The sequence below is a fragment of the Pseudomonas sp. FW215-R2 genome (assembly GCF_058789255.1).
The window spans coordinates 1-11915 of the sequence record NZ_JBYTBO010000025.1; the positions used below are offsets into that span (position 1 = coordinate 1).

Genomic DNA, 11915 nt, shown 5'->3' on the forward strand with positions numbered 1-11915 from the left:
GGCCCACTCCCACAATCGCCTGTGGAAGCGGGCCTGCCCGCGATGGCGGTATTACCTTCAACGCAGAAGCTGAAACCGATCAGGCACTCTGCTGGTAAAACGGATAATCGGTAAACCCGACCGCACTGCCACCGTAGAAGGTGTCACGGTCGTAGGCATTGAGCGGCAGGTCATGACGGATGCGTTCCGGCAGATCCGGGTTGGCGATGAAGTCGCGACCGAACGCCACCAGGTCGGCATCCCCCGCTTGCAGAATCTGCTCGGCCGACGCGGCATTGAAACCGCCCGCCGCGATGATCACGCCGTCGTAATGCTGGCGGATCAACTGCGCCGCCACCGGGTTCTGATCCTTGCTTTCATCGATCGAATTGCCCAGCACGCGCGGTTCGATCAAGTGCAGATACGCCAGTTTCAGCTCGGCCAGTTGCTCGGCGACATACACAAACAGCGCTTCAGGATCGCTGTCCTTCATGTCGCCGAAATTGCCGCTCGGGCCCAGACGTACCGCCACGCGCTCATGACCCCAGACCGAAATCACCGCCCGGGTGATGTCCATCAGGAACCGCGCACGCCTGGCGATCGTGCCGCCGTAGGCATCGGTGCGACGGTTGCTGCCGTCCTGCAGAAACTGGTCGATCAGGTAACCGTTGGCGCCGTGGATTTCCACGCCATCAAATCCGGCTTCCAGGCCTCGCGCCGAGGCGCGGCGGAAATCCTCCACCAGCGCCACGACTTCCGGCTCGCTCAAGGCACGATGCGGTGTGCTCGGGACCCAGCCGCTGGCGGTGTAGGCCACGCCGTCGTACTCGACCGCCGAAGGCGCCACGGGTTGTGCGCCGTCAGGCTGCATGTCGCTGTGGGATTGGCGCCCGGCATGAAACAGTTGCAGGAAAATCCGCCCGCCCTTGGCGTGAACCGCATCGGTGATGGCTTTCCAGCCAGCAATTTGCGCGTCGTTGTACAGGCCCGGCGAACCGAGATAGCCATTGCCGGTGGTCGAGACCACAGTGGCTTCGGAAATGATCAGGCCGCCGGCGGTGGCACGCTGCGAATAGTATTCAGCCATCAACGCACCGGGCAGATCGCCCGGCTCGGAACGCATGCGCGTCAACGGCGCCATGACCACGCGGTGGGACAAGGCATGCGGGCCGATCTGGATCGAAGAAAACAGGGTTGGGTGATTCATGGTGACCTCCAATAAATATCTGGAGGCCACCTTAGGCCAGGCGTGTCGGGAGAAAAACGGGCCGACGATCCAGTCTCTCTGGACTGATTGCTCCGCAATCCTCTGCAGGACAGGCCTGTCGATCACCTGTCACCACGCACCTTGTGCTGTCCCGTCAGATGACTGAAAGACAACGATCTAACCGACTTTAAACAAAACCTCAATTTAATTATTAAATCCTGCTCAAAGGCCGGATGACTCCGCACGAAAGTTGAAGAACCCGAAGTTTTCAATCCTTGATCTTGTGCGCCCTTATCAATGCACTAATAAAGTGCAACAACAGCCGAATAGTGGCGCTCTGCCCTCATTTACTACTTTCAAAGAGTCGAATTATTTTTTCTATCGATAGAACTCATTTATGCATGCCATTCATGCACATATTTATTAAGACGTTGTTTTATATGAATTTATTAGCATTATATGATTTTTTTATTTTGCATTATGGGCTGATTTTTTTGGATCCAAGATCCTTGACAGCCCGTTTAAGCTTGCTGCATAGTCCCTCCGCCACACCAATTGTTACAACTCATTGCACTGTTGAAAGTGCAAGTACTGCCGACAAAAGCCACTCGACAGAACAGCAAGAAAATCATCAAACCGGATATTGATGAAGAGGTCCTGAAACTTAGGTTTCAGCAGTGCAAGGGTTGCCTTTTAATCCTCTGAATTTATGGCTTTATATATGCAAAACAAGAATCTTCTGGTAGTTGGCGGTTCCAGTGAAATAGGCGCGGCCATTGTCCGCGAGGCGGAAAACAACAACTATCAAGTCATCAGTACCAAGCGCTCGGCAGACACCAGCGGGCTGTTCATGGACGTCACGTCCGATGAAAGCGTCCGGTCGGCTGTCCAGCAGGTCATCGCGGATTTCGGGACGATCGACGCGGTTATCTATGCGCCTGCCCTGTCCAGCGACGGATTGATTCATACGCTCAATGATGACGCCTGGCAGGCTACATTCGATGTCAACGTCTTTGGCGCGGCTCGCGTAGCCCGCCACCTGCTCCCCCACTTCATCAAGGCACGCAAGGGCATTTTTCAGTTCATTTCCTCCACGGCAGCCGTACGTGGAGCAACTGGTGCAGCGCCTTACTCCTGCTCCAAGGCTGCATTGAATGCCCTGGCCCTGAACATTGCCCACGACTATGGCCGTTTCAACATTCGCGCCTACACCGTCATGCCAGGTTACGTCGACGGTGGAATGCTGGCCCATCTGCCGGAGGAGAAAAAAGCGCTGTTGGCCAGAGAGCCTTCGCTCAAGCGCTTGGCCACGCCCGCTGACGTCGCGCACTTCTGCATTGCCATGCTCGACTCCCCTTACCTGACCGGCACGGCACTGACGCTCGACGGTGGGTTGGCCAGCTGAAACCGGGCAACCCCACACCCAGGAAAACACTGACGCAAGGAAGGTAAAACGCAATGACGACCATGGAAACAACCTTGGCCGCAGCGCAGGGTATTGCGCCCGGCACCGCTCGGTCAGCGGCCAATCAGCTCTATCACGAACGAATTTCCTCGCGAGACGATCCTTCGACCCTGCCCTGGCTGAACCGGTTGCTCAAGCACGGCATCATGGATCTGGAACACATCGAAAATCCGATGTACCTGACGCTGCTGGACGGAAAGATGTCATCCCGTGCGTTCGAGTCGTTCCTGCAACCGTATTACTGGGGTTCAAGTCAGGGCTTCAACAAGAAGGTGCTGCCGGCAGCGTTGAAGGCTCATACAAACGAGAACTGGCGCGCCTACATCAAGAGCATCATTCGCGAAGAAAACACCCCCAGTTGCCACTCCACGATGTTCAGCAACTTTGTTCGCAGCCTGGGTTACGACGTCGGTGAAAGACCCGACACCGCGCAACGCTTCGTCGACAGACTGATCGCCGGGTACAGCGCAGACCTGGGCTTTGCGCTGGGTTACGCCTTGGGCGTCGAGACCGAGGCCGACTTCCAGATCGCCGTGATCCACAACGCCCTGATCCGGCAATTTCCGAACGTTATCGCCCGCGACGAGTTTTTCACCATCCACATGGATGAAAGCGGTGAAGAAGCCCACGCCAAGGCAACGTGCGAATCCATCGAACAATTGATCGCCGACGGTTCCATCGAAGCGAACCAGGTCGCGGAAGGGTTCAACGCCGCCATCCTCGATACACGGGAATTCGTCTGCGACATCCACGCCGCGCTTGCGTCCTGACACCTTCAGCGTTCCCCGCATTTGACTCATACAAAAACCAGAGAGCCAGACCATGCCTGTTGATAGCCGTTTTGTAGAAATCCTGAGAACTGTTGCCGAACTTGATGCCACCCATCCCATCGATGAGTCCCAAGAGTTGCAGGCGCTGGGCATCGATTCGTTGAAACTGATCGATGTCGTGATGTCGGTCGAACGCGAGTTCGGCACAGAGCTGGATGAGGATGCACTGGTTCGTGCGCGCACGGTTGGCGAGCTGTGGCGTGAAATCGAGGGCGCCAAGGCCTGACGCGTCAATCGGCGGTCCTGCAAAGCGTCCGCCGGCTCAACCCTGGACCCTCGGCGGCATCGCGCTCGGCCCATGGCCGGATTCGCGATGCCTCCGCCTCTATCGAAATGCGTTTGCGCATTTCCGCTCGGAGCATCCCATGAACCCAGCGACTCTCGAATTTTCGATCGAGCGTTACGCGCTGTATCCGCCTGCACCGTCGGCGTCTGGCGACGCTGAACTGCTGCCCGAAGACTTCAATGAATGGGTCGATGCCAAAGGCGATCGGTTCCGCGACACCTTCAGTCGAATCTGCTTCTACCTCGCCGCACGTTATATGACCCCGACGGACGCGACCCACAATGAAACCGTCATCGTGGGCACCGAGTACGGCAACCTGGAAGCCATGCTGCGCTTTCAGCGCCAGGCCAAAATCGATCACAAGGCACTGTCGGCTCAGCAGTTTCCCTATGCCACGACCAGCTCGGCCTCGACCTTCATCAACATCAGCCAGCACATCCGCGGTGGCAATGCGACCCTGAATGCCGGGGTACTCACACCGGCGCTGGCCATGCTTCACGGCCTGCTTCACCTGCAAGATCACGATCAGGCAAAAAGTCATGTGTTTGTCGGGGACACCTATTGCCCCGAAGCACTCGATGACATCGCCCGGCAGGCACCCTCTGCAACCCGGGTGTCTTCGGGAGTCAGCTACCTGGCCCTGAAGCAAGGCAATCAATTCAGCGCGGTTATCCGCTTTGAAAAGGACGTGCAACAGTCGCTCAAGACGTTACCCGGCGATGCGCGGCTGTTTCTCGACAGCGGCAGCCGGGCGCTGCTGGCCGCTCAGTGTCCGCCGGACGACAACGCCGACGACACCACGGCGAATGAGTACAACCGGGCATTTGTATTCGCGGCCTTCCTGGAGGGCGTACAGGTCTTGAAGCCCGGCCAGCATGCCGCTCTGCTGCTGGCCCAGACGGACAACGCCGCCAGCATCGTGATTTCGCGCCATCATGAATAGCACCCGAGCCGAAATCTTTGACCCAGGCCTTGACGTGTTCAAGGTGCACTTCGAAAACGATCCGATCGTGCCGGGCCTGATGTTGTTGCTCAGAGAACTGCAGCAACCGACTCGGCCCGCGCCCTCCTCCACGGTTGTCGAACGGCTGCTGTTCAAATCGTTCGTGCGCCCGGGGCAAGCTGTCACTTACGTGAACGAGGGGCCGCACACGCAGATCAATGGCGACGCCGGCCTTTGCTGTTCGTTTTCGACGCTCGCCGGCGATCTCATCGAGACACCGGCGTTCATGGATGAGGTATGTCGATCGACACAACCCGTCAGCCCTGCGCGTGAACCGCTGTACTGGTTTCTGCCGGAGCAGATCGATCTGAATGACGAGGGCACCCATGCCCAGACTGTCATCGACCTGCAGCAGGTCATTGCACGGCACCCCTACCTGGCGCAGATGGCCGATCCGGCGTTGCTGGTCCTGACCGAAGCGCTGGGCAATCTCGCCCTGGTGCTGCAGCAGCGTCGTGCGGGTGGCGCGGCGGCCAGCTACGTGTTTGCCCGGTTTGATGCACTGCAGATCGATCTGAATCGCGAGGTTGCCGCCTCCCCCCTGAATCTGAAAACACGCGTTCGGCACTTTGGCTCGTTCCTCGCTTGGGATGCCTGTGCCTGGGATGAACAGGGCATGAGGCTGGTGATTCACAACGCTATTTCCGTCAAGAGGAAAACCCCTTGAACACAATCTACGTTTCCGGACTCGGAGCGGTGACCCCCATTGGTCTCGATGTCGAACAGTTCTGGACCGCGCTGATCGACCGCCAGGCCAATTTCAGCGCCCAGGCGGCGGTCTATCCAGGGATGAAGCCGAACTTCATGGCCGGCCGTATCGATGCGGCACAAAAAGCCCTGCTCAAACAGCGCGCGCCTGAGGTCACCGGGCCGAACGTGCCCGACTCTTCGCTGTACGCGGTGGACGCGGCAATGCAGGCGATCGCGGACGCCGGCCTGGTTGCCGGATCCGCTGCGCTGCGCAATGCGCTGGTGTGCGTCGGCAACAACGAGGCCGAAGCCGACATCCTCGACCGGCATCTGGAAGACGATGACGAAGGCTGGCGCCAAAACACCTATTCCAGCCACGCGATTGCCCGCAATGTTGCGCGAGCCATCGGTTCGCAAGGCCCGGCGCTGTGCTTCCACAACACCTGTGCCTCAGCGAACGTGGCACTGGAGTTCGCACTGCGCATGCTGCGCAGCGGTGCGGTCGACACCGCCGTGGTGGGCGGTGGAGATGCCTTTTCAAAGAAAGTCTGGTCAGGGTTCTACACCCTGAACGCACTGGGCGAACAGCAATGCAAACCTTTCTCCCGTGACCGGCGCTACATCACCATCAGCGAAGGCGGCGCTTTCGTGGTGCTGCAGCGAGCCCGCGACGTCGTGTCCACGCCCTATGCCCAACTGCTGGCAGTCGCGAGCAACAATGATGCTGCGCATCCGACCAACCCGGATCTGGCCGGCGTGTCCGCCTGCCACCAGAAGGTGCTGCAACAGGCTGGCCTGCAAGCCGGGGACATCAGCGCAATCTATGCCCATGGCACCGGAACCCGCGCCAATGACCTCACGGAAAGCACGATCTTCGCCAACACCTACCCCACGGCGGCCGTGACCGCGATCAAAGGCACGGTTGGCCACATGATGGCCACCGCAGGAGCGATCGGAGCGGTGGCGAGTTGCCTGTCCCTGCGGCATCAATTGTTGCCGCCCACTCACATCGAGCCGGACAGCCTCGAATACGAGATCGACCTGGTCACCCAACCGGGTGGTCTGTCGCGCCCGCTACGGCATATCCAGAACAACTCCTTCGGGTTTGGCGGCAATAACGCCATCTCCATTTTCAAGGTCATCGAACCATGATCATTCTCGGAATCAGCGGATTACCCAACTCGCAGCGCGCCCATCGCACCGCTCACCCTCAAGCGCTGGAAATCGACGAGCGCATCTGTCAGGGCCTGGACAGTGCCGCCTGCCTGATCATTGATGGGAAGGTCATTGCGGCAGCGGCCGAAGAACGTTTCACCGGCGACAAAGGCACGGGTGAACTGCCCCTTCATGCGATTGACTACTGCCTGCGCACGGCACACCTGCAACCGGGTGATGTTCAAGTGATCGCCCACGGATTCGACTATGACCGCTACCGGCGTTTTTTCACCCAGTCGGCGGAATCCTTCGATGAAGTCCTGAGTGCAAAATCCGTCATCAAGGCTTTGGAGCAAGCCGGCTGGGAGGATGTCGCACCGCGTTTCAAAGCCGTGGATCACCACATTGCCCACGCGGCTTCGGCCTATTTCACCAGCGGTTACGAACGTGCGCTGTGCATCGTCTCCGACGGCATGGGTGAAGTCGAATCATTGACGGTGTTCCAGGCACAAGGCCGCACGCTCAAGAAACTGCATGGTCAACCCATCAAGAATTCCCTTGGCCTGCTCTACTCCATCTGCACCCGGTTCCTGGGGTTCGCCTTCAACAGCGACGAGTACAAAGTCATGGGGCTGGCAGCCTATGGCAACGGTACGGCGTACCTGGAAGCCTTCAATCAGCTTGCACAATTCGATGCGAAAACCGGCTCGATCAACATCCGCTGGCCTGCCCACGCACTCAGCCGGGCGGAGGAAGGTTATCCCGCGGCGATGGAGTTTCTGACGACGCTGTTCAACCTGGCACCTCGAACCAGCGACGAGGCACTCGGTGACCGGCACGCCGATTTTGCCGCGGCCTTGCAGACCGTGTTCACCTCGCTTCTGGAGTCACTCGTTGCTTTCTGGCTCGAGCGCACCGGTGAAACATCGCTGTGCCTGGCAGGCGGTTCATTCCTCAATTGCAAGGCAAACGAACGGCTGTGCAACTTGCCATCGGTGGAGCGGGCCTTCGTGCAACCGGCGTCAGGTGATGATGGAACCGCACTGGGTGCCGCGCTCTATCTGGCGGCGCAACAGGGTGAGCCGCTGGACAGCGGGTTTTCCCCGTACCTGGGCCCTGAATACAGTGTCGAACACATACGCCGGCAACTCGACGACGCCGCGGCGGATGGCAGCCTGAAATGGCGTTACGAAGGGCTGACGGATGAATACTTCGCCCGGGCTGCCCAAGACATCGCCGAGGACAAGATCATTGCCTGGTTTCACGGACGCATGGAGTTCGGCCCGAGGGCGCTGGGCAATCGTTCCATTCTGGGACGGGCCAACGGGCATGAAATCAAGGCCAGGATCAATGGCCTGGTGAAGTTCAGAGAGCCCTTCCGCCCTTTCGCGCCGGCGGTTCTGGATATCGATTGCGATCAGTTGTTCGAGTCGAAAAAACTGCAGCCGACCCGCTACATGCTCTGCACCGCACGGGTTCGGGAAGACGCCATGGCCGCCGTCAGCGGTGTGGCACATGCCGACGGCAGTGCGCGGATCCAGGTGGTCAGCCAGGACGTCAACGAGAACTTCTGGCGTCTGCTGACCCAGGTTCGCAAGGTGTGCGGCCATGGCTGCTCCATCAACACGTCGTTCAACGTCAAGGGCCAGCCTTTGATCATGTCGCCGGATGTCGCACTCGCGACGTTCCGTTCCATCGCCCTGGACACGCTTTACATGGAAGGATTCATCGTATGGAAACCCTGACTCACGTGGACCTGACCCGAGTGGTCGATGAAGTTCTGCACACGCTCGCCACTGCCAAGCAAGTCAGCCCGACATCGCCGCTGGACATGATCGTATTCGACTCCCTGGATCAGATGCGGCTGCTGGTCGCCATCGAAGACCGTCTGCAATTCGTCTTCGACGATGCCGCGTTGCAGCCATTTTGTCTGGACAGCCGCGAGGCGCTGGTCGACAGCGTGATCGCCATGATGAACCAAGCGGGATAATCGACATGTTCGCACTGCAGGATTTACAGGCTCGTCGCCTGCTCTCGGTCGTCGCTTCCGGCAATGGCCTGATCGGCTACCGTTTTTGCGACACCCTCCACCAGGCCTACGAGGCTCTGGACCGGGCACTGATCAACACCATGAGCCGCCATATCAGCGCCACGGCACACTCGTGCACGACGCTGATCGAGCGACAGGCGCTGGAGAAGATCGGTTTTTTCAACAAGCTGCCCTGCATCCCGATGACCGCCAGCCCGCATGCGTGCAGTGATCACTCTGAAAAGGATCACGAGGGCGACTGGGTATTGAGCCCCTCGACCTGCTATCACACATTCTCCCACCTGGCCGGCAGCACAGAGCGCTGGGACCTCAAGTGCTTCACGGCGCTGGGCCATTGCCACCGATACGAGCCCGTCCTCGACGAGCCGACACGCCTGGCCAGTTTCACCATGCGTGAGTTCGTACTGTTGGGCCAGCAGTCGCAAGTCGAACACATGTGTCAGGTGCTGTTCGACAGTGGCGTGGAACTGATCAGACGCCTGGTGCCATCGACCTTCGTGGAACGCGCCAGCGATGTCTTTTATGGCGAGTCGGCCCAGGTGACCCGCAAGGTTCAACTGGCGATGGGCGTCAAGCTTGAAGCGGTGATTCCCTGGCCGCAGCGCCAGGTCAGCGTCGGATCGCGCAACCTGCACCGCGACCTGTTCACGCAGGCATTCAAAATCGGCCCGCAAGCCCCTGAGCCCGCCATGCACTCAGCCTGCGTAGCCTTCGGCATGGAACGCCTGCTGCTGTCTTTGCTTGCCCGGATCGGCGACCCCGACCGCCTGCTTGCTCACTTGCACGAGCTACTCGATGATCAGCCTGCCGGCCAACGGACAAAGGAGTTCGAGCATGCAGCGCTGGTTTGACGCCGCGGTGGCCAAACGTATCGCCGTCGTCTCGTTTCCGTTGATGGGGACAATGGTCGGCAACCTGCTGATGATGCTCGTCGACCGGTTATGTCTGGCGCATTACTCACCGGATACGTTGGCGGCATCGGGGCCGGCGGTCTTTACCAGCATGGCGATCATCGCGTTCTTCTGCAGCACCGTCGGGGTTTCACGCTCGTTCGTTGCCCAGGCAAACGGTCGCTCGGGCATCGAAGAAGCCCGGGGTGAAGGGGCGCTGGGATTGTTCCTCGGACTGGCCTGCGGTGCGGTGCTGTTCATGGCCGCCCCGCTGATCGCGTTGATTCCGCAGTTGAGCTCGCGTCCCGCGCAAATCGTCAGCCTTGAGTCGCAGTACATGCTCTGGGCCGCGATTTTCGGTGGCGTGATGGCGATCAATACGGCGTTGTCATCCTTCTTCAACGGCGTGGGACGCACCCGTGAAACACTGATGGTCGGCATTGTCGGTCAGGTGGTCGACTCGATCTTTACCGTGGGCCTGGTGTTCGGAAAGTTCGGGCTGCCCGAAATGGGCATGGCCGGTGCGGCTATCGGGACCCTGATCGGTACGTTGTCCATGCTGGGCTGCTACGCGCTCATGCTGCCGCGCGAGGTCTGGCGCGAGCTGATGAATATCTTCATCGCCCGCAGTGAACACCTGTGGAGTCGCCTGGCTTTCCGGCTGCGCCGAGGCGTACCCAGCGGATTGTCGGCGGGGGTGGATCAACTCGGTAACACGGCGTTCATCTGGATCGTTGCGGTACTGGGCGCCAGTGCGCTGGCGGCCAACAACGTCAACTTGACGATCAACTACCTGGGCATCATCCCGATCATCGGGCTGGGCATCGGCTGCAGCATCCTGTGCGCCACGGCGGCAGGAAAACAACAATATGCCGAGCTGGCGACGATTGTGCGGGTGACCGTGGTCATTGAGTTGATCTACGTCCTGCTGGTGTCCACCGTCCAGGTGACGATGCCGCAAGTCTTGCTCAAGGCTTTTGGCGACCTGGGGCATAACCAGGAAATCATCGACCTGGCCATCGATACCCAGCGCGTCCTGTGGACGTTTTCCGGTGCCTTTGCTTTTTCGATGACCGGCGCCGCTGTTCTCGAAAGCATCGGGATGGCCCGGTTTTCCCTGATCGTGCGGCTGGTGCTGATGTGGTTCATGAGCATCCCGCTGATCTATTACGTCGCCATGGGCAATCGCGATGATCCCTCGTCGCTGGTGACCTGCTGGATCATCGGTTCGATATTCGAACTCGCCATCGGGCTCATTTACTTCTGGCGGATCGCCAAAGCCGTACGAGGTGCCGAAAACCGCCTGCAGGTCAATCATCATCCCGCCACGGAGGGCGCCCTGTGAACCTGAATGAAGTCGTGCGCTTCGCCCCCCTGGCCATCAATTGCTTCACCGGAAGCCTGGCGCAGTTGTCCGGCCGCAGCGGTGCCGCGCTCCACGAGGCGCAATTGCTGGAGGCCGGTGACGGTTACCTCCTGCGCGCCGGACTGGATGAATGGGGTATGCCGGAATACACGTTCGCCGTCGAGGACGTCGGTCTTCGCGCCTGCAAGGTGTTGGGTGCCCAGGTGACACGGGTGCCCATTGCTTCAGACTGGGTAGCGCAACTCCAGGCCCTGCTCGGCGAATACCCCGGAATCGTGGTGTGGGTCAATTCCGCGTATCTGGACTACGCCCCGGTCTACAGCAGTAAACCGGGTTATCTGCATGCGGTGCTGGTGATCGGCATGAACGACGCCGCCACCCATGTAAGGATCTTCGACTCACTGATCGTCGATCGCGAACCCCACGGCTGCGAAGCCTGGCTGCCGATCGAAGCGTTCGCGACGGCAATCACCGATCGGGTACGCACCGAAACCTACGACCACATGGGCCATTTTGTCGTGATGCAGCCTGCCGGGCGGCCCGTCGACTTCGATGTGCGAGCCAGTCTGTACCGTCAGGCCTGTTCATTTCTCACCAACGATACCTACCGCGGTGCCCTTCCGGCTTATCGAGCCCTGTGCATGTCGCGTTTTCGCGACGTGCCGGAAACCGGTGCAACGGCCGCACGCCGACTGTTCGATCACATTGTGGTGCTTTACGTGATTCCCGGGCTGACCTTGCTCGCGCAATCGCTGCAACGCGCGGACTGCCAGGGGTCGATAACGACCTTGACCCAGACGCTGATCAACCACTGGCGGGCGCTGTCGATGCTGGCACTGAAGTTCGAGGCAACCCACTCACCGTTGATCCTCGTGCGCCTGGAGGATCGTTTCGACGTGATCGAGTCCCTCACGCTGGAGCTGTGGCAAACGCTGCATGACTCGCTCCACAACACCTGAACGGAACAGGTGCGATTTCAACCGACCGGACCGGC

At 59.6% G+C, this 11915-nt stretch carries 12 protein-coding genes; 11 read left to right on the forward strand and 1 reads right to left on the reverse strand.

Translation table 11 applies throughout. The annotated features are described in order from the left end of the window. Positions 1-79: 79 nt before the first annotated feature. Positions 80-1186, reverse strand: a complete 1107-nt coding sequence (locus tag AC3WRD_RS25965; protein WP_102622171.1) for an alkene reductase — start codon at positions 1184-1186, stop codon at positions 80-82. A gap of 721 nt (positions 1187-1907) precedes the next feature. On the opposite strand from AC3WRD_RS25965, the gene AC3WRD_RS25970 reads away from it, so the two are divergent. From AC3WRD_RS25970 to AC3WRD_RS26020, 11 genes are all read left to right on the forward strand, one after another. Continuing rightward, a complete protein-coding gene (locus tag AC3WRD_RS25970) occupies positions 1908-2591 on the forward strand; it encodes an SDR family NAD(P)-dependent oxidoreductase (protein WP_158243869.1) in 684 nt (227 codons plus the stop codon). 62 nt (positions 2592-2653) lie between these two features. After that, positions 2654-3421, forward strand: a complete 768-nt coding sequence (locus AC3WRD_RS25975) for a diiron oxygenase (protein WP_141401781.1) — start codon at positions 2654-2656, stop codon at positions 3419-3421. A gap of 52 nt (positions 3422-3473) precedes the next feature. Continuing rightward, positions 3474-3707: an acyl carrier protein gene (locus AC3WRD_RS25980; RefSeq protein ID WP_096820644.1), complete on the forward strand. Its 234-nt coding sequence runs from the start codon at positions 3474-3476 to the stop codon at positions 3705-3707. 139 nt (positions 3708-3846) lie between these two features. Next, positions 3847-4710 carry a hypothetical protein gene (locus tag AC3WRD_RS25985; RefSeq protein ID WP_102622169.1) on the forward strand — a complete coding sequence of 288 codons (864 nt, stop codon included), beginning with the start codon at positions 3847-3849 and terminating at the stop codon, positions 4708-4710. 34 nt (positions 4711-4744) lie between these two features. After that, positions 4745-5437: a hypothetical protein gene (locus tag AC3WRD_RS25990; RefSeq protein WP_146013101.1), complete on the forward strand. Its 693-nt coding sequence runs from the start codon at positions 4745-4747 to the stop codon at positions 5435-5437. Further along, a complete protein-coding gene (locus AC3WRD_RS25995; protein ID WP_102622167.1) occupies positions 5434-6612 on the forward strand; it encodes a beta-ketoacyl synthase N-terminal-like domain-containing protein in 1179 nt (392 codons plus the stop codon). Before AC3WRD_RS25990 ends, AC3WRD_RS25995 begins: the two co-directional genes overlap by 4 nt. Beyond that, positions 6609-8360, forward strand: a complete 1752-nt coding sequence (locus AC3WRD_RS26000; protein WP_102622166.1) for a carbamoyltransferase family protein — start codon at positions 6609-6611, stop codon at positions 8358-8360. Before AC3WRD_RS25995 ends, AC3WRD_RS26000 begins: the two co-directional genes overlap by 4 nt. Further along, positions 8348-8605 carry a phosphopantetheine-binding protein gene (locus tag AC3WRD_RS26005; RefSeq protein WP_096820639.1) on the forward strand — a complete coding sequence of 86 codons (258 nt, stop codon included), beginning with the start codon at positions 8348-8350 and terminating at the stop codon, positions 8603-8605. The genes AC3WRD_RS26000 and AC3WRD_RS26005 overlap by 13 nt, the downstream gene beginning before the upstream one ends. Positions 8606-8610: 5 nt before the next feature. Continuing rightward, positions 8611-9516 carry a class-II aminoacyl-tRNA synthetase family protein gene (locus tag AC3WRD_RS26010; RefSeq protein ID WP_173861391.1) on the forward strand — a complete coding sequence of 302 codons (906 nt, stop codon included), beginning with the start codon at positions 8611-8613 and terminating at the stop codon, positions 9514-9516. Further along, positions 9500-10900, forward strand: coding sequence for an MATE family efflux transporter (locus AC3WRD_RS26015; RefSeq protein ID WP_102622165.1), 1401 nt, complete (start codon positions 9500-9502; stop codon positions 10898-10900). Before AC3WRD_RS26010 ends, AC3WRD_RS26015 begins: the two co-directional genes overlap by 17 nt. Next, the gene (locus AC3WRD_RS26020; protein WP_102622164.1) at positions 10897-11880 is read left to right on the forward strand and encodes a cysteine peptidase family C39 domain-containing protein; all 984 of its coding nucleotides are present in this window, start codon (positions 10897-10899) and stop codon (positions 11878-11880) included. The genes AC3WRD_RS26015 and AC3WRD_RS26020 overlap by 4 nt, the downstream gene beginning before the upstream one ends. The last annotated feature ends 35 nt before the right edge of the window (positions 11881-11915 follow it).

Excerpts from the sequence above, each read along its gene's own strand:
- AC3WRD_RS25965 (WP_102622171.1), bottom strand. The coding sequence starts at position 1,186 with ATGAATCACCCAACCCTGTTTTCTTCGATCCAGATCGGCCCGCATGCC.
- AC3WRD_RS25970 (WP_158243869.1), top strand. The coding sequence starts at position 1,908 with ATGCAAAACAAGAATCTTCTGGTAGTTGGCGGTTCCAGTGAAATAGGC.
- AC3WRD_RS25975 (WP_141401781.1), top strand. The coding sequence starts at position 2,654 with ATGGAAACAACCTTGGCCGCAGCGCAGGGTATTGCGCCCGGCACCGCT.
- AC3WRD_RS25980 (WP_096820644.1), top strand. The coding sequence starts at position 3,474 with ATGCCTGTTGATAGCCGTTTTGTAGAAATCCTGAGAACTGTTGCCGAA.
- AC3WRD_RS25985 (WP_102622169.1), top strand. The coding sequence starts at position 3,847 with ATGAACCCAGCGACTCTCGAATTTTCGATCGAGCGTTACGCGCTGTAT.
- AC3WRD_RS26000 (WP_102622166.1), top strand. The coding sequence starts at position 6,609 with ATGATCATTCTCGGAATCAGCGGATTACCCAACTCGCAGCGCGCCCAT.
- AC3WRD_RS26005 (WP_096820639.1), top strand. The coding sequence starts at position 8,348 with ATGGAAACCCTGACTCACGTGGACCTGACCCGAGTGGTCGATGAAGTT.
- AC3WRD_RS26010 (WP_173861391.1), top strand. The coding sequence starts at position 8,611 with ATGTTCGCACTGCAGGATTTACAGGCTCGTCGCCTGCTCTCGGTCGTC.
- AC3WRD_RS26015 (WP_102622165.1), top strand. The coding sequence starts at position 9,500 with ATGCAGCGCTGGTTTGACGCCGCGGTGGCCAAACGTATCGCCGTCGTC.